Raw genomic sequence first — 23,213 nt, 5'->3', positions numbered from 1 at the left:
GGTCTATACTGAATAGACAGGCATGGAGGGCATAAAATGACACCGGCGCAGCCAACGAACAACGAAGTGCAACGGCTTCATTTACTTCATGATTTAGGCATTTTAGACACCGGTCGTGAAGACAGGTTTGAGCGCATTGTTCGCGTTGCTGCCTATATCTCAGCGTGCCCCATTGTGGCAATCAGCTTAGTAGACGAGCATCGTCAGTGGTTCAAAGCAAAGCGTGGACTGGCGGTGAATCAGACAGGACGTTCAGAGTCCATTTGTGGACACGCAATCCACCAGCTAGAGCCGCTTGTGGTTAGTGACACATATCTTGATGAGCGCTTTGCCGACAACCCCTTAGTCACAGGCCCTCCCTTTATTCGCTTTTACGCCGGCTTCCCATTTAGTCTGGATAACGAGCACATTCTCGGTACGCTTTGCGTAATAGATAGACAGCCTCGTGAGCTCGATGGCTCCTGTCAGCGCGCATTGGCAGATCTTGCGCACATTGTCGAGCACGAGTTGACCATGACCCAACAGAATGTACTGGACCCCCTAACCGGCCTGTTAAACCGACGCGGTTTTAAGCGAGAAATTAGCGAATACCTCAATGACGACTTGGTGATCGAGGATCGCTACACCCTATTGCACTTCGACGTTCGCCAACTCCACCAACTTAATCATGACTATGGTAAGCTCGCCGGCGATCAGATTCTCAAAACCTTTGCGCGTTGTTTGAATGATGTGTTTGATGATGTGGGCTGGATAGGACGTATAGAGGGGTGTGAGTTTGCTGCGTTATTGATACAACAAGATGCAGATGCCGTTGATAATCAGCTAGAACAACTATATAGCAGGCTCTCACGACAGCTTTCTTCGTATCGCTACCCATTTAGTTATACCGCGGGACTTGCGCACTTCAGTGCCGTTGACCATACGGTCACGTTGGATACTATGTTGCTCGATGCTAGCAATGAAGTAAGACATTACCCATTACCAAGAGAAAGATAAGTGCTAAGGAAGGAAATTGGAGCGACATACGAGGTTCGAACTCGTGACCTCAACCTTGGCAAGGTTGCGCTCTACCAGCTGAGCTAATGTCGCTTTGTGACAAGCGTTTATAACGCTCTAGAAACTTGGTTGCGGGAGCCGATTTATCGCGTAATGCAATTCGCGCAATGCAATTGCGACGACCGCAGGTCTTATCGATAACCTTGCCTACGTTTATGGCTTCACATACCTAAAATTTGGTTGCGGGAGCCGGATTTGAACCGACGACCTTCGGGTTATGAGCCCGACGAGCTACCAGACTGCTCCATCCCGCGTCCGTAACATCAATCATTGCTTGATGTGGGCAAAACTTGGAGCGACATACGAGGTTCGAACTCGTGACCTCAACCTTGGCAAGGTTGCGCTCTACCAGCTGAGCTAATGTCGCTTTGTCGCAAGCGTTTTATAACGCTTTATAAAATTTGGTTGCGGGAGCCGATTTATCGCGGAATGCAATTCGCGCAATGCAATTGCGACGACCGTAGGTCTTATTAATAAACTTGCCTACGTTTATGACTTCACATACCTAAAATTTGGTTGCGGGAGCCGGATTTGAACCGACGACCTTCGGGTTATGAGCCCGACGAGCTACCAGACTGCTCCATCCCGCGTCCGTAACATCAATCACTGCTTGATGTGGGCAAAACTTGGAGCGACATACGAGGTTCGAACTCGTGACCTCAACCTTGGCAAGGTTGCGCTCTACCAGCTGAGCTAATGTCGCTTTGTCGCAAGCGTTTTATAACGCTTTGTAAAATTTGGTTGCGGGAGCTGGATTTGAACCAACGACCTTCGGGTTATGAGCCCGACGAGCTACCAAACTGCTCCATCCCGCGTCCGATTTTCAATCCGCCTAGTGGAAACATGGAGGCGCGTCCCGGAGTCGAACCGAGGTCCACGGATTTGCAATCCGCTGCATAGCCACTCTGCCAACGCGCCTTTCTTTTTGTTTCCGCCGCTGCGGTACGGGGAGGCATTCTACGGATTAACGTGATCGAGTCAACACTTATTATTTAATAAAAGTTTCAACTGCCTGCTTTGTAAACGAAAAAGCCAAACTTCGCGCGATTTGATGCAGTTTTCAGCATTTTATCTTTATTATTATCAACCCAATCCGCGTTTTCCTTTGTGCCACACTGGGGATGATTAGGTCTACGTGCACAAACTTACCTTCCTATCTCCTCCTCTGTTAAAAACAAAACTATCGCTATTAACAATTTTGTGACAACCAAACCATCCACTAATGGTTTTATAAATTTATCAACAAGTTGTGTTTTTGCTCTACAGTCAAAAGGTCGCATGGAGTTTAGCGACCCTTATTCACTCAAGGAGGAACTATGCATTATAAACGCACGGCTCTGGCCGTTGTCCTTGCAACAAGCTGCACCCTCGCGCAGGCTGAAGATAAAAAAGTCTGGATCTCGATCGGTGCAGATGCACAACAAACTGCTTTGTCTTCTGGGGCACAGCCTTTATTAGCACAGTCAGTTGCTCATAATGGTCAAGCATGGATTGGTGAAGTCAGTGAATCTGAGTTAGCCGCCCTCTCCCACGAAATGCACGAAAACCATCACCGCTGCGGTGGTTATATCGTGCATTCATCGGCCCAAAGTGCGATGGCAGCGAGTAACATGCCACTTTCGCGCGCAAGCTTTATCGCTCCAGCAATTAGCCAGCAAGCGTTAGTGACTCCTTGGATTAGCCAAATTGATAGCGCACTCATTGTTAATACCATTGATCGCCTTACCGATTTCCCCAACCGTTTCTACACCACAACATCAGGGGCCCAGGCTTCCGATTGGATAAAACAGCGTTGGCAATCGCTCAGTGCAGGGTTAGCCGGTGCGTCCGTCACGCAAATTTCACACAGTGGGTATAATCAAGCGTCGGTGATGTTAACCATAGAGGGCTCAGAATCACCCGACGAATGGGTCGTCGTCGGCGGGCATCTCGACTCGACGATTGGCTCACGCACCAATGAGCAAAGTATTGCGCCTGGAGCCGATGATGATGCCTCGGGGATTGCTGCTGTCACAGAAGTGATCCGCGTACTTGCTCAAAACAACTTCCAGCCCAAGCGGAGCATCGCATTTGTTGCCTACGCAGCAGAAGAAGTTGGATTGCGTGGTTCGCAAGACGTTGCCAACCAATTTAAGCAAGCGGGTAAAGATGTTCGCGGTGTCTTACAACTGGACATGACAAACTATCAAGGGTCTGCTGAAGACATTGTCTTTATCACCGACTATACCGACAATCAGCTCACTCAGTATCTCACGCAGTTGCTTGACGAATACTTGCCTACCTTAAATTACGGATTCGATACTTGTGGCTATGCCTGTTCCGATCATGCTTCGTGGCACCAAGTCGGCTATCCAGCTGCCATGCCGTTTGAAGCCAAATTTAATGACTACAACCCTAACATTCATACGCCGCAAGACACCTTGGCAAACAGCGATAGCGAAGGAGCTCACGCCGCGAAGTTCACTAAACTCGGTTTGGCCTATACGGTGGAGCTCGCGAACGCCGACAGCTCGCCCAACCCGGGTAACGAGCTGAAACTCGGTGAGCCCATCAACGGACTCTCTGGCGCTCGTGGGAATGAAAAGTACTTCAACTACCGGTTAGATCAATCCGGTGAGCTGGTGATCCGAACCTATGGCGGCTCAGGTGACGTGGACTTGTATGTCAAAGCCAATGGCGATGTCAGTACCGGGAACTGGGATTGCCGCCCTTATCGCAGCGGCAATGATGAGGTTTGCCGATTCGACAATGCAACGCCCGGTAACTATGCGGTCATGCTACGAGGGTACCGTACCTATGACAACGTCAGTCTGATTGTCGAGTAGCCCCATAACCACTGCCGCTGAGCGGCAGTGGTTCTATTCTCTTGCTGAAGATGGCGTTATCCACCGGAAGGTTAAATTAATCCGAGCGCCCACGGTTTTTTGTGTTTTGGGTAGCGCATGTTGCCAATACGTTTGTGTTTGCCCTGCCATGACCAATAACGCGCCATGACTCAACAAAAACTCGCGTTTTTCTTTACTTTGGGTATGACGGAATAAAAACCGTCGACTTGCGCCCAAACTCACCGATGCTATCGTCGGCTGCTCCCCTAATTCGGCTTCATCATCCTTGTGCCATCCCATGTAATCACTGCCATCTCGGTAGAGATTGAGTAATACAGTATTGAAACGAGCATGCGTGGCAGCTTCAACACGGGCTTTCAAACCCAATAGCTCAGGTGTCCAAGAGCGGGGAGATAATGTGAGTCCACTGTAGGTGTATGCATGATCGCCGTACCAAGCTAATAAACGCGGCTGCATCACGGTACGACCAAACATCGAAATGGGTAATTGTTGCCAAGGTGTGTGCTGATGCAATGCCGCCATTAGGTTATCGGCATCGGCCAATGGCAACCAATCTGGCTGCCAATGGACAGTCGCTTGTGGCATAGCAACGGCTTGCTGAGCGTCGAACTCGGCATGGTTAAAAAAGCTTTGCTGTTGCGGAGAACCCCTCATACTGACCGCTTACTGGTTATCACTCGTAGCTGTCAGTATGTAGTTTGTCAGCGAATTGGATCAACCCGATGGCCACTCATGCCGTTAATACGGTACCAGCCCGCAATGCTAAATCGTTGTCGTTTCGCGGGTAATACCTCGTGAGGAAACTCTTCCGATAAGAAGGTCACAAGGCGACCGGCCTGGGGCCATAATGTTTTCAGGTGGCTCCCATCAGCATGGTAAATAACGATTTCGCCCCCGTCTTCTTCACACCAGTCATGGTTCAAATAGAGCACTGTAGTGACTTTTCGGTTTGAGCGGCCTTTGAATGCGTCCACGTGTTTAGCATAAAAATCACCGGGATTATACTTGGCGAAATGCGCTTCATATTCAAAAAGACCAAGAAAGAGGTGACGATTAAGCGCAAGCTGCAGTTCAGACATCTTATCGAGTAACGCATCAATGGCTGGGGCATGGCCGCGCTCTAACCAATGGATCTTATCGGTGCGGATTTGAGTATTAGTATGTTGCTTCTGCTCGCGCCCAATACTGGCTTGCGTCCACTGCTCTGGCAAACATGCGTGTAAATCAGCCACTTCTTGTGCTGTTAAGAATTGTTCGCACACGCTTAGTCCGTGTGTCGCTAAATCATCAATGATGCTAAGAGTGTTCAAGCACTTACCCCCCGCTATTTGAAGGGCTACCTTACTGTCTTCCTAGCGGGGAGCAACACGAGAACTTTATCGTGACGACAAGTATTTTTAATCGTTAACGGTTTGTACGTCGTGGTTACCCACCGAGCAGATCGGCAAGCTTCGCTTTCCAAATCGCGAGAGCCAATGCAGGGCTACGCAGCATTTTCGGGGTCGGGATCCAACCATGCTTCAAACGTGCAAACACATCAAAGCGACTGGCTTGTCCGTCCATCGCTTCGGCTATCACGCGTCCTGCAATATTCGTCAGTCCCACCCCATGACCTGTGTATCCATGTGCGGTATAAATATCTTGGCCAAGGTGATCAATGTGTGGCATGTAACTGCGCGTCACGGCAAACAACCCGCCCCAATGGTAGTCCATCTTCACATCGCCTAATTGAGGAAAAACCTTTGTCATCCGTTGGTGTAGACGTTGAGCGGAGTCTTTATACTCACGATTAAACGGGTGGTTCACGCCACCAAATAAGAGACGTCCGTCTGCGGTGGGACGGTAGTAATCAAGACAGTTGTTGAGATCAGACATGGCCATGCGATTAGTAATGGGCATGCGATCGCCTAATGGCTCGGTCACCGCAATAAAGGAAGCAACAGGGAGGACTTTCGCTTGCGCCTTGCGTTCTAGGCCATCGAGATAAGCATTACATGCCAGCAATATGCGGGGAGCATTCACGTCACCTTGAGGCGTACGAACGCAGTGAGTCGGCCCCTTCTTTATCGACTGCGCCGGACTGTGCTCGAAGATTTGCACCCCTAAATCCTGCGCAGCTTTCGCCAACCCGAGTGTGTAATTGAGGGTGTGAATATGCGCACTATTCGGGTCGTATAACCCCCCTAAATAGCGCTCCGTATTCGCCACTTCTGCCACCTTAGCCTGATCCCACCATTGCGCCATCGGATACTGATAGTCACCTTGCTTTAAGGCGTGCCAACTTTGTAACTCGGCTTGTTGTGCTTTGTTTAACGCCAGCTCAATGTATCCCGGTTGGAAGTCACAGGCTATCTGATGGGCATGAATCCTTTCACGAACGATATCAACCGCTTCAACGGACAGGTCCCAAAGTTGCTTACCCCACTGCACGCCATAGGTTTCATGTACCTCTCTGAGCCCGAGACAATATCCCACTAAGCATTGGCCGCCATTACGCCCAGAACCACCCCACGCAATCGTCTTAGCATCCAATACAATCACTTGATAGCCGCGTTGGCGTAATTCAATCGCGGCGTTTAATCCGGTTAATCCGGCGCCAATGATACAAACATCGGCTTGGTGACTACCGGTTAAAGGCGGAAAAGATAACGACTGATTTTGCGTCGCAACATAGTAATTGGTGTCAGGGCGGTACGTTTTGACCATGCTCTCAATGGTTACTCATTTAGGTGATTCAATAAATGGGGTACAAGCTCAAGGTGTCAGTGTAAAGCTTGCACACAAAGCGCGCTGATAGTCGCATTGTCGTGCGCGACTCGCAAGCCAAAAATGACCGGATACTGCCCAATAATTTGGGGGGTCACGCAAGGGTTATGCTACCGTTAGCGGAACGTTTCACGAAACGTACTTTGGTTAAAAAAAAGTCATTGACACAAGGGCTGGGTGCAATATGATGCGCCCCGACGTGTACTCGGCCAGCAAGCCATTGAAGGACCATGATAATGAACAAAATCACTCACGGAATTACCGCGACCGCACTCGCACTTTCAGCTGTATTTGCAACTGGGGTCAGCGCTGACGATAAAGTATTGAATATCTACAACTGGGCGGAGTATATGCCCATGGATGTGATCAATGCATTTGAAGAAGAATATAAGGTGACGGTCAATTACTCGACCTTTGAGAGTAATGAAGCCATGTATGCCAAGTTGAAGCTACTGAATGGAAAAGGCTATGACCTCGCTTTCGCTTCAACCTATTTCATCGATCGCATGATTAAAGAAGACATGCTGGCCAAAATTGATAAATCAAAGATCAGCCACTTCGATGAGCTACGTCCCGGCCTACTGGGTCAGCCGTTCGATAAAGCGAATGACTACTCCCTACCCTATGTATTCGGTGTGACGGGTATCAGTTATAACAATCAGTATGTCGACGGGGACAAAGTCACTAAGTGGGCCGATCTATGGCGTGATGACTTCAACGCACAAGTGATGCTTCTCAACGATGTGCGTGATGTCTTTGGCATGGCGTTAAAAGCGCAAGGACACAGTATTAACAGCAAAGACGAAGACGAGATCAAGCAAGCGTACGAGTATCTTCGTCAATTGCGTGACAACGTTGTGGTCTATAACTCAGATGCGCCTCACGTTCCTTTTGTGACCGGTGAAGTGACTATTGGTCAGCAATGGAACGGCAACGCCTACATGGCACAGCAAGAAATTGATGGCATCGAGTTTGTTTATCCGCAAGAAGGCGCGATTCTCTGGATGGATAACTATATTATCCCTAAAAATGCGGAGAACAAGACGCTGGCTCATCAGTTCATCGACTTTATGTATCGTCCTGAAAATCAAGCCAAACTGGTCGAAGAGTTTGGCTATCCGGCCCCGAATACACGTGCGGCAGAGTACTTGGATGACGAACTGAAAGAAAACACCACCATTTTCCCTACTGATGATGCGGTCAACAGTGGCGAATTCACCGACGATGTAGGTGAAGCGGTGAAAATCTACCAAAAATACTGGCAGATGCTAAAAAGCTAATCATCGACGGAGAGCCTCACCTCTTTGGTATTCTCACCAAATGTCTAGGAAGCTCCCCCAGTAATTAACCAGGCCATGCCCACGGGTATGGCCTTTTTCGTGCGCGTATATTTGTCTATTCTTTTTCGTTGGGCCTCAAAGATAATCGCCGGTCTCGACTGCCAACCAACAAGCGTTGTGTGTATTATTAGGCAACACGCTCGACGACCCTCACTCAGCAAGGATGTAATACATGATTGATTTTCGCTCTGATACCGTCACCAAACCCGACCAAGCCATGCGAGACGCGATGGCCAATGCCCCCGTCGGCGATGATGTCTATGGTGATGACCCGAGTGTCAATGCCTTAGAGCGCTGGGCCGCAGAGCGTCATGGCTTTGATGCCGCCCTCTTTACCACATCGGGAACGCAAGCCAACCTATTAGCGCTAATGTCGCACTGTGAGCGCGGTGACGAATATCTGTGTGGTCAGCAAGCGCATAACTACAAATATGAAGCCGGTGGTGCAGCCGTATTAGGCTCTATTCAGCCTCAACCCATTGAAAATGCCCCAGACGGTACGTTGCCATTTGAGAAGCTTGCCGCAGCCATTAAACCTAATGACTTTCATTTTGCACGCACCAAATTGCTCAGTTTAGAAAACACCATCGGCGGCCGTGTTCTACCCCTTTCCTACTTGGCCGAAGCCCGCATGTTTTGCAACAAGCATCAGCTAAGCCTTCACCTTGATGGCGCACGTGTTTACAACGCGGCGGTGGCACTGGATGTCGATATTACCGCGATAAGCTGCCATTTCGATTCGATGACTGTTTGCTTGTCAAAAGGATTAGGCGCACCGGTTGGCTCTTTGCTATTGGGCTCGAAAGCCTTCATTGAAAAAGCTAGACGGCTACGAAAAATGCTGGGCGGAGGTATGCGTCAAGCCGGTATTCTCGCCGTTGCCGGACAAAAAGCACTCGAAGAAAATGTCGAACGTCTCGCTGAAGATCATGCTAATGCCCATTACTTAGCCAATAAAATCAATGAGATTGAAGGCTTTTCTACCCACAATTATGAGGTGCAAACCAACATTGTGTATGTCGATATTGCCGACAACATCGATCGGGTTCGTCTCAATATGCGCCTGATGGATAACGGCTTTCGAGTGAGTTTAAATGGCGCACCGGCTCGCTTTGTCACCCACAAAGACGTCAATCGCCAAGATATCGACGCATTGATAAACGCGATGAAAAAATCGCTCTAATCAGTCCTACTTTGACAACGTACTCAAAGGGCCTTCAATGGCCCTTTTTTCTGCTCATTTATTCACCACCCAGTATTAAACTGTGACCCTGTCGCGACTTTCTCCACCAGCATCACTAAAACAGTCACTTACACTCGCTACACTGAAAGCATCAATCGATAAAAGGTCAAATAGGATCGATTATGGCGACTACCGTGGTGAACAGCGAACGTTTGTATCGCGAATCTAGCTTTAAACACAGTGATATCACCTCAACGAAGCATCTTGCGCCGTTGGATGAGATTGTTGGCCAAGACCGAGCACGACATGCCGTTGAGTTTGCCATGTCGATCAAGGAAAAGGGCTATAACATTTACGCCATTGGTCAGAACGGATTAGGCAAGCGCACCATGGTGATGCGCTATTTAAACCACCATTGGAAAAATGATACACCGATCCATGATTGGTGTTACGTCGCTAATTTCCAAGAAGCCCGTGCGCCTGAAGTCCTGAAGCTTCCTGCAGGGCGAGGAAATGAACTCAAAAAGCACGTTGAGCAGTTGATGGGGAAACTCGCCAATGCGCTGCCGCTCGCGTTCGACAACGAGATGTATTACCAGCGTGCAGAAACACTCAAAAACCAGCTCACCGAGCGCCAACAAACCGTGTTAAAAGCACTCAGCGATAGTGCAGAACAAAACAATGTTAGTTTGACGATCACCCCGCAAGGCGATTACCAGTTTGTTGCCCTGAACGGCGAAGAGCCTCACACTGAAGACACCTTCGATGCGCTCTCTCAAGAAGAGCAAATGGCATTCGGCAAGGTGATCGATAAACTCGAAACCGAACTGCGCAGCATTGTGCGTCAACTCGGCGAATGGGAAGAAGACTATGCGGAAAAACAGCAAGCGCTGGATGAAGAAGTGGCGCGCGATGTGATTGCCGCCCAGATGAAATCCGTCACCAAAGCGTTTGCAGATCTTCCTGACGTGCTGGCATTTCTGGAGGCGATGCAAGCGGATATGCTAGAGCATCTGGATATCTTTCTCGAAGACAGCGAGGATCAAGCGGCACTTGCTTACGCGGCGCTCGATAAAAAACTGCCACGCCGCTATCAAGTTAATGTGTTGGTGAGCCAAGACGACAATCAAGCACCTGTCGTGGTGGAAGACAGCCCCAGTTATCACAACCTATTTGGTTATGTTGAAAATGCCACCTTTAAAGGTACGGTGTTTACTGATTTTTCGCTGATCCGTGCGGGCAGTTTTCACCGCGCCAATGGCGGCGTGCTTTTGATGGATGCAATCAAGGTACTCGAAAAGCCTTACGTCTGGGACGGCATCAAGCGCGCCCTAAGCGCAAGGCAGCTCAGCGTGAGCGCCCTTGAACGCGAAGTCACCCTCAGTGGCACTGTGTCGCTCGACCCTGCCCCCATTCCACTTGATGTGAAAATCATCTTATTTGGTGATTACCAAACCTATCAGTTGCTACAACGCTATGATGCCGAGTTCAGCGAGCTATTTCGGGTGACCGCGGACTTCGAAGACGACATGCCACGTAACGACAGCACAGAACAACAGTACGCGAAGTTTATCTCCAGCATTATCCACGATGGCGGTTTGCTACACTGCAGTCGCGGTGCGATTGCGCGCATTATTGAGCACAGTGCCCGACAGGCAGAAGATCAAAATCGCTTGTCGCTGCACTCCGCTGATATTGCTAACCTTTTGCGCGAATCCAACTACTGGGCCACGCAAGCCAACGCCAATAGTATTCGTGCTCTGCATGTTGAAAAAGCCTTGGCAAGCCGCAATATGCGGGTAAGCCGCGTGCGCGATAGCATGATGCAGAACTTTGAAAACGGCGTCACCTTAATCAACACCACCGGCTCTGCGCTCGGTCAAATCAATGGCCTATCGGTGTTGAGCACATCCGACTTTAGCTTCGGACTCCCCAACCGAATAACGGCCACGACCGCTTATGGTGAAGGCGAAGTGCTTGATATTGAGCGTAGCGTTAAGCTCGGTGGACGAATCCACTCTAAAGGGGTGATGATCTTGTCCGCCTACCTCGCCACCCTCCTCGGCAAAACAGAGCAAATCCCACTCAAAACGCATATCACTTTTGAGCAATCTTACGGGGGCGTCGATGGCGACAGTGCGTCAATGGCGGAGTTTTGTGCGATTCTCTCGGCGATTACGGGCGTGCCCTTGCGTCAAGATCTGGCGATTACAGGCTCCATGAACCAATTTGGCGAGGCGCAGCCGATTGGCGGCGTGAACGAAAAAATCGAGGGCTTCTTTGATGTATGCACCATTAAAGGTCCCACGGAGCAGCAAGGGGTGATCATTCCCGCCGCTAATATCCAAAACCTGATGCTGCGAAAGGATGTGGTCCATGCGGTTGAGAAAGGCGAGTTTCATATCTATGCGGTCTCCCATGTGGCTGAAGCACTCTCGCTGCTTACCGGACAAAACGCAGGGTTTGGCCCAGATGCAATCACCACAGACAACCTCCTTGCAACCGCCAAAGCCAACTTAAATGATCAGCGGCGTAGAGCACAAAAAGAGTCATCATCGCATCACACACGCTAATCTATCACTCGCTGGCAGTCGTTTGACCGCCAGCGCGTGAAATATTTTCTTACAAAGTTAGCGGATAATTTTTGCTTTTTCCCTTCAGATACCTACCTCTTTGTCACCATTTCTTTCATCGTCTTACTTTCAGGACAAGATGCTCACTAAAAATTGCTTGATCCTAAGCAAGAAACCACGTGAAATTTAAGCGTAATATCCAATGCAAACCATTCTTATTTGGATCCCGCACTATGAAACTGTCGACTCTCGGTCGCGGCCAAGCCGCACGCATTACCAGTGTCCATCATGTGCCAGCTGTTATCCGCCATCGCCTTGCCGTCATGGGATTGATCCCGGGCACCGCCGTTGAGCTGGTTCGGCGAGCACCTTTGGGCGACCCATTGCAAATACGCCTCGACAACGAACAACTCATTGTCCGTCGTGAAATCGCCAAGCTGATCGATGTGGAGGCTATGTCATGAGTAAAACACGCATTCTTCTCGCCGGTAATCCCAACTGTGGTAAAACCACCTTGTTTAACGCATTGACAGGTTCTCGCCAAAAAGTCGGCAACTGGGCGGGCGTGACGGTGGATAAAAAAGTCGGCCAGCTCTCGCTCGATAATACTGAAGCTGAAATCACCGACTTACCCGGCCTATACGCGCTAAACGCTGGCTTTGACGCGAGTTTAGATGAGCAAATCGCTACCTTTTCGATTGATAGCCGTGACAGTGACGTCATCATCAACGTACTGGATGCTAACAGCCTAGAGCGCGGGCTGTACTTAACGCTGCAGTTGCGCGAGCGCGGTGTGCCTATGGTGGTGCTGATCAATAAAATGGATCTGCTCGATCGGAACGGACAACAACTGGATATCGCTAAACTGCAAGAGTGGTTAGGCTGTCCTGTCCTTACCGTCACCGCATGCCAAGCCGACAGCGTCGCGACGTTTCGCCACCAACTGTCCCATATTGTGAGCGATATCCCTCAGTGCGACGCCATGCGGCTGAACTATGGTGAGCACATCGAAGCTTGGATACAAGCCCATCTTGGCGCCAGCTTTATTCGTACCGCAACCGCACAAGTGAACCAACGCGCGCACCTATTGGAATGTCTCGAACGTGGTCGCCTACCTGATGGCAGTAACGAGGCGCAGCAACATATCTTTGCGCAAGCCTGCCAATCGCTTGCCGAGCATGATACCGATATTCTGATTGCCGATGCACGCTACAGCTATATCCGCGATTTGGTGCATGACACCCGTCGTGAGCATCGCCACTTAAGTCGCAATAATACTGAAAAGCTTGATAAGGTTATTCTTAACCCCTTCTTATCACTGCCTATTTTGCTTGCCGTGCTATACGCCATGTTTGTGTTTGCGATTAATATCGGCGGCGCATTTATCGACTTTTTTGATATTGCCGCTGGCGCAATTCTCGTCGATGGCACCCACCAGCTACTGGATGGGGTACTTCCGACCGCCATCGTCACCATTATCGCAGATGGCCTCGGCGGCGGGATACAAACTGTCGCGACCTTTATTCCCGTCATTGCGGGTTTGTACCTGTTCCTCACTGTTCTCGAAAGCACGGGATATATGGCACGCGCCGCATTCTTACTCGATGGTTTGATGCAAAAGATCGGCTTGCCGGGCAAGGCCTTCGTCCCTTTAATTCTGGGCTTTGGCTGCACGGTGCCGGCAGTGATGGCAACCCGTACCTTAGAACAAATCAATGAGCGCAAAACCGCGGCTACCATGGCTACCTTTATGTCCTGTGGTGCACGGCTGCCGGTGTACGCTTTATTTGCGGCCGCGTTCTTCCCACAACAAGGGCAAAACCTGGTTTTTGGCCTTTATTTACTGGGCATTGTGGTGGCGATCATCACCGGCCTGATTTTGCGTCACACGCTTTACCCCGGCCACAGTGAAAGCTTGCTCATGACGCTGCCAGACTATGAATTGCCGCGATTACGCCATGTGATGAGCAATACTTGGCAGAAGCTACGCCGTTTTGTGTTGGGTGCCGGTAAAACCATTGTACTGGTGGTAACCATTTTAACCTTCTTCAACTCGCTCGGCACAGATGGCACGTTCGGACACGAAGACAGCGATACGTCCGTGCTGTCTAAAGCCGCGCAAGTCGTGACGCCTGCCCTCGCCCCAATTGGTATTGAAGAAGATAACTGGCCGGCAACCGTAGGCCTTGTCACCGGTTTGTTTGCCAAAGAAGCCGTCGTTGGTACGCTTAATAACCTCTACGCACCCTCAGATGTTGAGGAAGCCTCCACCACGATTGGTGATGCCTTACTAGAAGCGGTACAAAGCATTCCAGCCAACTTGTTTGATATTGATTTTAGTGATCCACTGGCAGTGAGCGTGGGTGATATCGATAATCCCGAATTGGCAGCAGAAGAGCAAGAAGTCAGTCTCGCCACATTCGATAACCTGCATCACCACTTTAGCTCCACCGCCAGCGTGCTGGCCTACTTGATGTTTATTTTGCTCTATACCCCCTGTGTGGCTGCGATGGGCGCTTACACTCGCGAGTTTGGTCGCCGTTTCGCCATGTTCATTGCCAGTTGGTCAATGTTACTGGCCGTCAGCGGTGCGACCCTGTGTTTCCAACTCAGTCAGATCAGTGTTTCACCGGTTTCAGCTTCACTCTACATTGGCGGTATTTCGGCGCTACTCATCGCGGTAGTTGCCGCAATGCGCTACATCGGTAAGCATCCTCATTGGTTTAAGGAGACCTATTATGATCCTGCAAAAGCTCAAAGCCAGTGTCACTCAGGCGGGTGTCATTAGTGCCGAGGCGCTTGCCAAAGAGTATGGTCTGACTCCAGACGGCGTGGACGCCATGATGGAAACGTGGATAAAACGGGGGACCATCGTTCGTCAGTGCCCCTGTCAGGATCCGGCCGATATTCATTATCGTTTGGCACATCACAATGAGATCCATTGTCTCAGCATGGTCTAACCCCTTCCCTTTTCAAGCAGCGTTTCGACGCTGCTTTTTTTACTCCTGTATCCAGCGTAAAGCCCATTGTCTATCCACTATACTTAAAGCTTATGACATAACAGCCAGTGCCACCGTAACAGGGCGGATAAAGGCAAACGTTCATGGTTGTGGATAAGCAAGGAAGACAGGTATGACACGTTATGAGACGCAAGCCTCAGAGGCGCAATATCAACCTGGCTCGAATGAGCAAGTCTTGCGTAACTTACTCGGTATCACGCAATTGCACGACATAGAAGATATTGAGGCAGTGCTTTTGTCTAAACTCTACGAAAGGGTTTTTACCGGTGGACACTTTCCTCGCGCACTGCGCTTTAACACTATGGCCAGTTGGCACCGGCAATGGCTCGGGAACGTCTATTTGTGGGCCGGACAGGTACGAAATGTCGAACTGAGTAAGGCGGGATTTCGCTTCACCTCACCGAAACAAATTGGTCCTTGTCTCACTCAGTTTGAACGAGATTACTTAACGGATTATCCCAATTTACCAACGATGACACGCACAGAGCTCATTCAATTTTTAGCGCAAAGCCATGTTGAATTCATTCTTATCCATCCATTCAGAGAGGGAAATGGACGCATTTCTCGCTTATTGATTGATGTGATGTGTCAAAAGGCAGGGATAGGGTTGCTAGATTACCGGCTATGGGAGGAAAACAAAGATTTTTATATTGCCGCTATTCAGGCAGGCGTCGGTCATGATTACCAGCATATGGAACGCTTGGTAAAAGATGTATTGCCACCCAGCTCCCCACAGGGTTAACAAGGTCATCGTCTATTGCCGATAACCATTGGCTTCTCGCCATCCTTATTGCAGTGAATGGCTAATCCGCCAATGCGAGCGCTTGGTACTTTTGTCGGTTTTCTTTTAATTTAGCTTCTACTTCTTCCGTGGTTGCTTGCGTTTCGATTGCCGTCGAGCTTGCCACCGCGCGATCAATCATTTTTTGTGTGACTTGTTTTGCTTTTTTTTGCATCACTGGCCTGTGCATACTGCCCTCGTTCGTTATGGTTAAATTTTAGGCAAAAAAGCATCTAAATTCAATGGTGATATGTTTATCAGTTAGACAATATTGTGACTGGGATAGGGCTTTTAACACAGCGTGCAAACTCGCCGTCCGTTAAACGAAAAAACGGCGACCAATCTGGTCGCCGTTTTCTTTTTTAATGGTGCCCCGGGCCGGACTTGAACCGGCACAGCGCGAACGCCGAGGGATTTTAAATCCCTTGTGTCTACCAATTCCACCACCGGGGCACACAATTCTTTCAGCCGCTTACGCCACTGTTGTAATTTGGAGCGACATACGAGGTTCGAACTCGTGACCTCAACCTTGGCAAGGTTGCGCTCTACCAGCTGAGCTAATGTCGCTTTTTAACAAGCGTTTAATAACGCTTTGTAACATTGGTTGCGGTAGCCGGATTTATCGCGTAATGCAATTCGCGCAATGCAATTGCTACGACCGTAGGTCGTGTTGAATAAACTTCAACCGGACAAACTATTTCTACAACCTAAAATTGGTTGCGGGAGCCGGATTTGAACCGACGACCTTCGGGTTATGAGCCCGACGAGCTACCAAACTGCTCCATCCCGCGTCCGTATTGTTTTAGCCAAGTGTATGGAGGCGCGTCCCGGAGTCGAACCGAGGTCCACGGATTTGCAATCCGCTGCATAGCCACTCTGCCAACGCGCCTTTACGTTTCACCTCTCGGCTAAGTGGTTTGAATTCTACATAAGTTTTTTCGCCTGTCACGTATAAATTGCACTTTTATGGTTTAACCGTCGATTATTTATCCAAGCGTCACATTTTTCGCACAATCTGAGTATATTCGCGCCACCCGCCTCACTTTGCTAGACCCTAAACATAAAAAAGCCGACCTATTCGGTCGGCTGTATACGCGAAAAATGGGTATTAAACAGCGGCAAGTAAACGATCGCGCTCTTCTTTTTCAATCAGCTTCCAGTGACAACCTTGTTGCGCGCCGGCAAATTTCCACAACAGACTGACGTCCACATCTTTGCCATGAGTCATCTGCACACGACGAAACAGCTCCTCGGGCGTAAGCTGATTAAATGTGCGCACATCTTCAACGCCCGATTTCTTCAACATGCGCTCAATGGTCAATCGCAGGTTAGGCAGGTCGCGAAGTCGTCGGCTCTCTAAGCTCTCTTTACGTTTTTTATCTGCCACGGCAATATCAATCGATGTTTTGACAAGCTGACCTAATTCGGGATCGTCTTGGATGTATAAGCTGGTAATTTCGTAATAATTAACAACCGCGGTTGAACTCTTTTTGACATGAACAAATTTACGACAGGTTTTATCGAGTAGTCTTTCTGATAACGCGCCACCGCCTCGCAAATACAGTCGCTTATCTGTCAGCAACATAAACATCGCGCCGTCATAGAAAAACCCTGTTCCGCCAAACATTGAGCGTTGTTCCATTGCACCGAAGTTGCTCAAGTACTTAACAATATGGGCTTTAAATACCACACTCATCGGTAACTCCTATTTCTCTCCTGAGCGAAAAAGTGGTGACCAAAAACGCGGTCACCAAGCCTAATAATTCGACACGCGAAATAGTGCATGATGTGAATATGAAATTCTATGCATTAGATCACTGTACAGAAATTTGACCCCTAAAAAGACATGGGATTATCAAGGGTATTTTAACAAGCATTCGTATTTCGTTTTAAACAGACAGGAATAGTGATGAAGACTTAACCAAGTTAGCTAAGTGCGCTAAATTTAAAGAAAGGATGTTTTCTACTCGAGGATACGATGTCAACGAAGCCCGTTTTAATTAAAACCAGTCACTTACTCCCCGGAGGCTTGCACACATATATTGTGCCAGAAGCCTTTTACCTAAGTGTGCTATCGCAAGCAGGTAACCCACCTGAACTTCTGATTGCGATGCAAGAAGAAGGGTGCGAGCTCGAGACACCCAGTGCGATTTCTCCCATCGTGACCCTCTGCCACGTCGCGGATTTTGATCGCCACGATACCCATCATATGGCGCTAACACTGCAAGGCATCGAATGTGTAAAAGTCGAATCAATTACACTGGGTGACAATGACGTAAAGCTAGGCACGTATTCGCCACTCCCCCAATGGCGACAGCAAAATACACCACAGGAATATGAATATTTAAGCAACAAACTTGCGCAATACTATCGTTCCAACCCTGCGTTACATCACCATTTTAACCTCGCGCAATATGACGAACTTGGGTGGGTGTGTTTGCGTTGGCTCGAGCTGCTGCCTATTGAAGTCAAACAAAAACAGCTATTGCTGTCACAACCTAGCCCAAATCAGGTCGCGGAGTTTATCGATAAATTGCTACGTTACCCGCTCGAAAACGACGAGTAACGCTAGCACCTACTCCAAGTTGTTCAAAGTATCAACAAAGGAACGGAAAAAACGAGTAATCCACGTGTTCGCGGTTCTCTTTCCTGTGCGTCCGCATTACCATACAAGACGGTAAAAAATAGAATCAGGACTTATGGACCATCTGTCATTCTTTTGGGTCTCCCCCGATCGCGATAAATACTTACGCGGCATAGAAACTGAGTTTTACAAACGCGCCGTTGAAACCATCCGTGTCAATCGCCTTGCCCTTCCTCCTTTACCGGATGTCGTTCTGTCAATCCAGCGCGCCAGCAAACAGCCTCATACCACGATGCGCGACATTGCCAACTTATTGATCGATGATCCTAGCCTCTGCGGTGCGGTACTCAAGGCGGCAAACTCCGCTTTATTTGCACCGCGGGCCACCGGCAAATGCAAAGATATCCAAACCGCGGTTTCCCGATTAGGAGTTGACCGTGTGCTAGGGATCGTGACCGCCGCAGCCATTTATCAATTAAAAAGCCAAGCCAAATTTGGTCCGCAGTGTAATCACATTCTGAAGCGAAGCGCGCAAAAATCCCGTGAGTTTGCGGCTGCTATGGCGTTGGTGACTCAGAAAATCCATAGCTATTGTGATGAACCCTTGTCGGTTGAGCCAGAAAAAGCCTTAATCATTGGCCTACTCGCTGATATTGGTTTGTACAGCATCATTGGCGAATTCCAACGTTTTCTCGATGAAGGCCACTACCTTAAGTTTGATATCGCCGAACAAGTATTCTTCAACTTATCGGGCGATTGCAGTCGACTCATCCTTCAAAACTGGCACTTTGAGCGTGATTACATTGAAGTAGCAATTAATACCAAGCTATACACACAGGCTCGCCCAGACATTACCTATTTAGATATTGCACGCATGGCAAATCACTTGCTCATGTTCCGTAACCATGATGATGCCATTGACGACCATGACGTTGAACTCACCGCGCCCGGGGCTGAAGCCCTTTATGAACTGTCTAACTTGAACGAGTTGGAGTTTACCCGTGAGCTTGACGCTGTCATCGAAGCGAGCAGTATCTAGCATCAATGCACCTATCACGCTGTGGTGTGATCCCATATCACAGCTGTCTGATTTTATTGACCAGACTATTAACCGATTGATAACCTCGATGGACTCTTTCTTTATTGTGAGCAAAATCGATGTTCTCAGGGATGTTACTGATCTTTTTACCCCTTATCGTGGGCTACCTCATACCCCTTAAGCGGCCTCAGCATGTTCATTGGGTTAATACGCTAACCGTCCGACTGGTGATCGTGATTTTATTGCTGATGGGCCTGAGCTTAGCTGCTCTCGACAACCTAGAGAGTAACATTTCCACTATTGGTGTCTACGCGGCAACCTTCTTTGTCTGTATTGGGGGAGCCAACCTCCTCGCGTTACCGATTTTAGATAAAATCTGGCCGACGGATACGCAGGGCCATCAACACAAACTAAAGCTAAGTACCATGATGTCTGAATCTGGCAAACTGATAGCCGCCGTCTTCGTGGGGCTCGCCGTTGGCCTGATCGTAGAAATGGACTTATCTTGGGTCGATACCGCCAGCGAGATCATTCTGCTACTTCTGCTGTTTTTGATTGGTATTCAATTACGCAATAGTGGCATGACCCTTAAACAAATTGTGCTGAATAAAAAAGGCGTGGTGATCGCCGCGCTCATCGTCATCACCTCACTGCCAGGTGGTTTATTAGCCGCATGGTTACTCGACCTGCCTTATCATCACGGCCTTGCGATGGCATCCGGGTTCGGCTGGTATTCATTGGCAGGGATCTTAATGGGGGATGGGCTCGGTCCCGTCTATGGTGGCGCTTCATTTATTGTCGAACTTGCCCGCGAGCTGGTAGCCATTATGTTGATCCCTATGATTATTAGCCGTTATCCACTCACGGCGATTGGCTATGGTGGCGCAACCGCGATGGACTTTACCTTGCCCATTATTCAAAGCACTGGCGGGATTCGCTGTGTGCCGATTGCGATCGTTAGCGGCTTTATTTTAAGTCTGTTGGTTCCGGTACTAATGCTATTTTTTCTCTCCCTCGGCGCATAACGCCCCTCATCTTTCTCCTCGGGGCAAATACACATAAAAAAAGGAGAGCCATCGGCTCTCCTTAATATTCTTGGAAGGTGTTGTCACTGGTTAGTGACTACGCATCCAATCATCCATTTCTGTACGTAGGTTGTCTGATTTCGTCCCGAAGATGGCTTGTACGCCACCGGATACAACCACAACACCCGCTGCACCCAGTTGCTTAAGCTTGTCTTGGTCAACCACTTCAGTGTCTGCCACCGATACACGTAGACGTGTAATACATGCGTCCAGGCCTGTGATGTTGTCTTTGCCACCAAAGGCTGCAACCAAGTCACCCGCTAGCTCAGAACCAGTCGCTGTTGAGGTCTCAGTGGTTTCGTCTTCACGACCTGGCGTTTTCAGGTCAAGGGCACGGATCACCACGCGGAATACGATGTAGTAAAGAACACCATAACCCAGGCCAAGCAGTACCAATGTGGTCACGTTCTCAGCACGTGGCATTTGTACGATAAAGTCGATGAAACCGTTAGAGAAAGTATGGCCGTGTACCACGCCCAGTGCGTTGGTCAACACATAAGCCAAGCCCGCCATCACCGCGTGAATACCGTACAGTACAGGTGCGATGAACAAGAACGAGAATTCGATAGGTTCAGTAATACCCGTTAGGAATGAAGTCAGTGCTGCTGACGCCATGATACCCATGATTTTGGCACGGTTTTCTGGTTTTGCAGAGTGTGCAATCGCAAATGCAGCGGCTGGTAGACCAAACATTTTGAACAAGTAACCACCAGCTAACTGACCGAAGCCGTTGCCTGCTTCACGAGTCACGTCGTTAGCGGTCAAGAAGCAAGTCATGATGCCATTCACTTGCTCGCCTGCATTGTTCACACAGCTACCTGCTTCGTAGAAGAAAGGTACGTTCCAGATGTGATGCAGACCGAATGGGATCAATGCACGCTCGACGATACCGTAGATACCAAATGCGGTAACAGGGTTTTGCTCAGCAGCCCAGTGAGAGAAGGTAGCGATCGCACCACCGATTGGTGGCCAGATAACAGAAAGAATGACACCCAGTGCGATAGAGAGAAAACCGGTGATAATTGGCACCGAACGTTTGCCCGCAAAGAAGCCAAGGTAGTCAGGCAGCTGAATAGTGTAGAAGCGATTAAACGTCCACGCAGCCACAGCACCGGCAAGAATACCGCCGAGTACACCCGTCTTGATTTCTTCGGCGCCCATCACAGGAGCCATCACGTTAAGTGTTGCCACCATGATGCCGTAACCGACAATCGCAGACAGACCGGAAACACCGTCATTATTCGTAAAGCCTAGCGCGACACCCACAGCGAAAAGCAGTGCCATTTGGCCGAACACAGACCCACCAGCTTGTTCCATCAGATGAGAAACAATATCTGGCATCCAGCTAAAGTTGGCCGCACCAACACCCAGCAATATACCTGCTACCGGTAGCACGGATACTGGTAGCATCAGCGCCTTACCGACTTTTTGCAGGTTAGCAAAGAGGTTTTTTGACATAGTCTTGCTCCTGACAAGGAAGTTAACAATGCATGCTCTCGTGGCTAACCATTCGGCTCCCCCGCTACAGGTGGCCCGAAAACGTCGGACGCCTGAGAGTCATTGCGATTTGTGATTATTGAACTCACCCAAACTATAAGGTGCGAATCATCACCCTGCCTACGTACGATGATTTTACTGATTAAAAAGTAAATATAGATCACAATTAAACATGCTGACAAAATCAACAAAAATACCCATAAGAAACTGATATAAAAGTATTTTTTGTTTTTAAAAGCAAAAATTGGAAAAGTACAACCTGTGCGGTGAGAACGAAGCGGAAAGTAATTTTATGTAACGAAATATCTCCCTATTGCTAAGATCGTTAATAATAGGGTAATTCGTTTATTTTCAACACTTTATTACTATAATGCAAATCCTTATTAGTCCTATTAAACCCCCCAAATATGCCCCAAATTGTGTCCCATTCCCAAAAAGTGTCCCATTTTTGTCCCATTTTCTCCTGCCAATCGAAGCCTCGAAAAACTCCAAATCCAGCCTCTAACAACAGTCCCCTTTTTGCTTTTACGATCTGATTAAAGATTTCTTTCCAACCATTTCAAAAACACCAAAATCTCCTCGGCAGATTTGCAGCCGAGTATAATTTTCGATTTCATATCACTGTAGACCAACTCAAGCCCTAAATCCTCCACACTCCTTTAACAAAAAAATAATACACAAAGTATAGTTTTCAAGACCCTCATCACTTACACATCAAGCTTAGCTAGATAACCTAACGCCCGTATGAGTGAGTCGTCCATACATCTTGTATCACTGCAATTGTTAAGGAGAGAAAGATGTCTGGTGTTTTTGAAATCTACAAAGATAAAGCCAACGAATATCGCTTCAGATTAAAGGCTGGAAACGGAGAAATCATCTTGAAGAGTGAGGGGTACTCTAGCAAGCAAGGTTGTGAGAATGGCATTGACTCCGTGAAGACTAACGCGCCGATAGACAGCCGCTATGAGAGAAAAGACACGCCTAATCCAATGTTTAATCTCAAAGCTGCAAACCATGAGATTATTGGCACAAGTGAAACCTACTCATCCACCCAAGCACGAGACAAGGGTATCGAGTCAGTGAAAGCTAATGCGCCGGGCGCTACAATCAAAGAGCTAACACACTAATCGCTCTCTAAAGGAGCCTCGCTTATATGCGAGGCTCATCGATGGCTTTGCGAAGTAGAGAACTTTAACCTACTGTGGAACCATACCTGAAGACAAGCGTTGGATAGTGAGGTACGCGTGTTATCGACATAAGAGTAAGCATTTCATTTGAGGAGATATTTTGAGCATTTGGGAAATTATCAATTTCGCCCCTTCTCTTGCGGTCGCGTCTTTCCAACAATTACCAATCAAATCACCATCCTTACTCATATTTTTTCTGGTGCACTCCCTGCAAGCACTGGCGCTCTTATTCGTGCTTACTAGTCTGATCATTAAG

General features: G+C 48.7%; 19 protein-coding genes and 11 tRNA genes. 13 read left to right on the top strand and 17 right to left on the bottom strand.

The window, feature by feature from the left end; translation table 11 throughout:
* The first annotated feature begins 36 nt into the window (after positions 1-36).
* Complete coding sequence (locus tag E8E00_RS05100) at positions 37-996, top strand: sensor domain-containing diguanylate cyclase (protein ID WP_096628934.1); 960 nt, start codon at positions 37-39, stop codon at positions 994-996.
* A 17-nt stretch (positions 997-1,013) separates the two neighbouring features.
* Here the strand turns inward: E8E00_RS05100 and E8E00_RS05095 are convergent.
* From E8E00_RS05095 to E8E00_RS05065, 7 genes are all read right to left on the bottom strand, one after another.
* A tRNA-Gly gene (locus E8E00_RS05095) sits at positions 1,014-1,089 on the bottom strand.
* A gap of 144 nt (positions 1,090-1,233) precedes the next feature.
* Positions 1,234-1,310 (bottom strand) — tRNA-Met (locus E8E00_RS05090).
* Between the two features lie 37 nt (positions 1,311-1,347).
* Positions 1,348-1,423 (bottom strand) — tRNA-Gly (locus E8E00_RS05085).
* 146 nt (positions 1,424-1,569) lie between these two features.
* A tRNA-Met gene (locus E8E00_RS05080) sits at positions 1,570-1,646 on the bottom strand.
* A 37-nt stretch (positions 1,647-1,683) separates the two neighbouring features.
* Positions 1,684-1,759, bottom strand: a tRNA-Gly gene (locus E8E00_RS05075).
* Positions 1,760-1,794: 35 nt separating this feature from the next.
* A tRNA-Met gene (locus E8E00_RS05070) sits at positions 1,795-1,871 on the bottom strand.
* A 29-nt stretch (positions 1,872-1,900) separates the two neighbouring features.
* Positions 1,901-1,974: transfer RNA gene (locus tag E8E00_RS05065), tRNA-Cys, on the bottom strand.
* Between the two features lie 398 nt (positions 1,975-2,372).
* Here E8E00_RS05065 and E8E00_RS05060 point away from each other — a divergent pair.
* A complete protein-coding gene (locus E8E00_RS05060; protein WP_096628937.1) occupies positions 2,373-3,881 on the top strand; it encodes a M28 family metallopeptidase in 1,509 nt (502 codons plus the stop codon).
* A gap of 33 nt (positions 3,882-3,914) precedes the next feature.
* On the opposite strand, the gene E8E00_RS05055 is transcribed toward E8E00_RS05060, so the two are convergent.
* The 3 genes from E8E00_RS05055 to E8E00_RS05045 all read right to left on the bottom strand — a co-directional run bounded on the left by E8E00_RS05055 (position 3,915) and on the right by E8E00_RS05045 (position 6,608).
* Entirely contained in the window at positions 3,915-4,487 is a 573-nt protein-coding gene (locus tag E8E00_RS05055; protein ID WP_096631427.1) for an alpha-ketoglutarate-dependent dioxygenase AlkB, read from the bottom strand.
* A 116-nt stretch (positions 4,488-4,603) separates the two neighbouring features.
* Positions 4,604-5,212, bottom strand: a complete 609-nt coding sequence (locus E8E00_RS05050; protein WP_096628940.1) for a 2OG-Fe(II) oxygenase — start codon at positions 5,210-5,212, stop codon at positions 4,604-4,606.
* A 115-nt stretch (positions 5,213-5,327) separates the two neighbouring features.
* Positions 5,328-6,608 (bottom strand): FAD-binding oxidoreductase, encoded by a 1,281-nt coding sequence (locus tag E8E00_RS05045; protein WP_096628942.1) that lies wholly within the window; start codon positions 6,606-6,608, stop codon positions 5,328-5,330.
* A gap of 296 nt (positions 6,609-6,904) precedes the next feature.
* Here E8E00_RS05045 and E8E00_RS05040 point away from each other — a divergent pair, with 296 nt between their 5' ends.
* The 7 genes from E8E00_RS05040 (at position 6,905) to E8E00_RS05010 (ending at position 15,526) form a co-directional block, all read left to right on the top strand.
* The gene (locus E8E00_RS05040; protein ID WP_069589123.1) at positions 6,905-7,948 is read left to right on the top strand and encodes a PotD/PotF family extracellular solute-binding protein; all 1,044 of its coding nucleotides are present in this window, start codon (positions 6,905-6,907) and stop codon (positions 7,946-7,948) included.
* A gap of 232 nt (positions 7,949-8,180) precedes the next feature.
* Positions 8,181-9,191, top strand: a complete 1,011-nt coding sequence (gene ltaE / locus E8E00_RS05035) for a low-specificity L-threonine aldolase (RefSeq protein ID WP_096628944.1) — start codon at positions 8,181-8,183, stop codon at positions 9,189-9,191.
* Between the two features lie 182 nt (positions 9,192-9,373).
* Positions 9,374-11,764, top strand: a complete 2,391-nt coding sequence (locus E8E00_RS05030) for a Lon protease family protein (protein ID WP_096628946.1) — start codon at positions 9,374-9,376, stop codon at positions 11,762-11,764.
* 233 nt (positions 11,765-11,997) lie between these two features.
* A complete protein-coding gene (locus tag E8E00_RS05025; RefSeq protein WP_077455986.1) occupies positions 11,998-12,228 on the top strand; it encodes a FeoA family protein in 231 nt (76 codons plus the stop codon).
* On the top strand, positions 12,225-14,552 hold the full coding sequence (feoB, locus tag E8E00_RS05020; protein ID WP_096628948.1) for a Fe(2+) transporter permease subunit FeoB: 2,328 nt from the start codon (positions 12,225-12,227) through the stop codon (positions 14,550-14,552). Before E8E00_RS05025 ends, feoB begins: the two co-directional genes overlap by 4 nt.
* On the top strand, positions 14,503-14,724 hold the full coding sequence (locus tag E8E00_RS05015; RefSeq protein WP_069589117.1) for a FeoC-like transcriptional regulator: 222 nt from the start codon (positions 14,503-14,505) through the stop codon (positions 14,722-14,724). The genes feoB and E8E00_RS05015 overlap by 50 nt, the downstream gene beginning before the upstream one ends.
* A 172-nt stretch (positions 14,725-14,896) precedes the next feature.
* Complete coding sequence (locus tag E8E00_RS05010; protein ID WP_069589116.1) at positions 14,897-15,526, top strand: Fic family protein; 630 nt, start codon at positions 14,897-14,899, stop codon at positions 15,524-15,526.
* A 61-nt stretch (positions 15,527-15,587) separates the two neighbouring features.
* Here E8E00_RS05010 and E8E00_RS17140 read toward each other — a convergent pair whose 3' ends face one another.
* The 6 genes from E8E00_RS17140 to E8E00_RS04985 form a co-directional block, all read right to left on the bottom strand.
* The gene (locus E8E00_RS17140; RefSeq protein WP_167313777.1) at positions 15,588-15,755 is read right to left on the bottom strand and encodes a hypothetical protein; all 168 of its coding nucleotides are present in this window, start codon (positions 15,753-15,755) and stop codon (positions 15,588-15,590) included.
* Between the two features lie 176 nt (positions 15,756-15,931).
* Positions 15,932-16,018, bottom strand: a tRNA-Leu gene (locus tag E8E00_RS05005).
* 38 nt (positions 16,019-16,056) lie between these two features.
* A tRNA-Gly gene (locus tag E8E00_RS05000) sits at positions 16,057-16,132 on the bottom strand.
* Between the two features lie 147 nt (positions 16,133-16,279).
* Positions 16,280-16,356, bottom strand: a tRNA-Met gene (locus tag E8E00_RS04995).
* Between the two features lie 24 nt (positions 16,357-16,380).
* Positions 16,381-16,454, bottom strand: a tRNA-Cys gene (locus tag E8E00_RS04990).
* A gap of 219 nt (positions 16,455-16,673) precedes the next feature.
* Positions 16,674-17,261: a TfoX/Sxy family DNA transformation protein gene (locus E8E00_RS04985; RefSeq protein WP_077639921.1), complete on the bottom strand. Its 588-nt coding sequence runs from the start codon at positions 17,259-17,261 to the stop codon at positions 16,674-16,676.
* A 282-nt stretch (positions 17,262-17,543) separates the two neighbouring features.
* On the opposite strand from E8E00_RS04985, the gene E8E00_RS04980 reads away from it, so the two are divergent.
* The 3 genes from E8E00_RS04980 (at position 17,544) to E8E00_RS04970 (ending at position 20,213) form a co-directional block, all read left to right on the top strand.
* A complete protein-coding gene (locus E8E00_RS04980; RefSeq protein ID WP_069589113.1) occupies positions 17,544-18,131 on the top strand; it encodes an LON peptidase substrate-binding domain-containing protein in 588 nt (195 codons plus the stop codon).
* A gap of 133 nt (positions 18,132-18,264) precedes the next feature.
* The gene (locus E8E00_RS04975; RefSeq protein WP_096628950.1) at positions 18,265-19,188 is read left to right on the top strand and encodes an HDOD domain-containing protein; all 924 of its coding nucleotides are present in this window, start codon (positions 18,265-18,267) and stop codon (positions 19,186-19,188) included.
* A 119-nt stretch (positions 19,189-19,307) separates the two neighbouring features.
* Positions 19,308-20,213, top strand: coding sequence for a lysine exporter LysO family protein (locus E8E00_RS04970; protein ID WP_096628952.1), 906 nt, complete (start codon positions 19,308-19,310; stop codon positions 20,211-20,213).
* Positions 20,214-20,303: 90 nt separating this feature from the next.
* On the opposite strand, the gene ptsG is transcribed toward E8E00_RS04970, so the two are convergent.
* The gene (gene ptsG / locus E8E00_RS04965; protein WP_077455994.1) at positions 20,304-21,731 is read right to left on the bottom strand and encodes a PTS glucose transporter subunit IIBC; all 1,428 of its coding nucleotides are present in this window, start codon (positions 21,729-21,731) and stop codon (positions 20,304-20,306) included.
* A gap of 836 nt (positions 21,732-22,567) precedes the next feature.
* Between ptsG and E8E00_RS04960 the strand changes: the two genes are divergently transcribed.
* Positions 22,568-22,897 carry a YegP family protein gene (locus tag E8E00_RS04960; protein ID WP_096628954.1) on the top strand — a complete coding sequence of 110 codons (330 nt, stop codon included), beginning with the start codon at positions 22,568-22,570 and terminating at the stop codon, positions 22,895-22,897.
* Positions 22,898-23,213 lie beyond the last annotated feature (316 nt).

This window comes from Salinivibrio sp. YCSC6, assembly GCF_004916735.1.
Taxonomy (GTDB): domain Bacteria; phylum Pseudomonadota; class Gammaproteobacteria; order Enterobacterales; family Vibrionaceae; genus Salinivibrio; species Salinivibrio proteolyticus.
The sequence above is the reverse complement of the archived record's forward strand: the minus strand, read 5'-3'. Positions and strand labels throughout refer to the sequence as shown.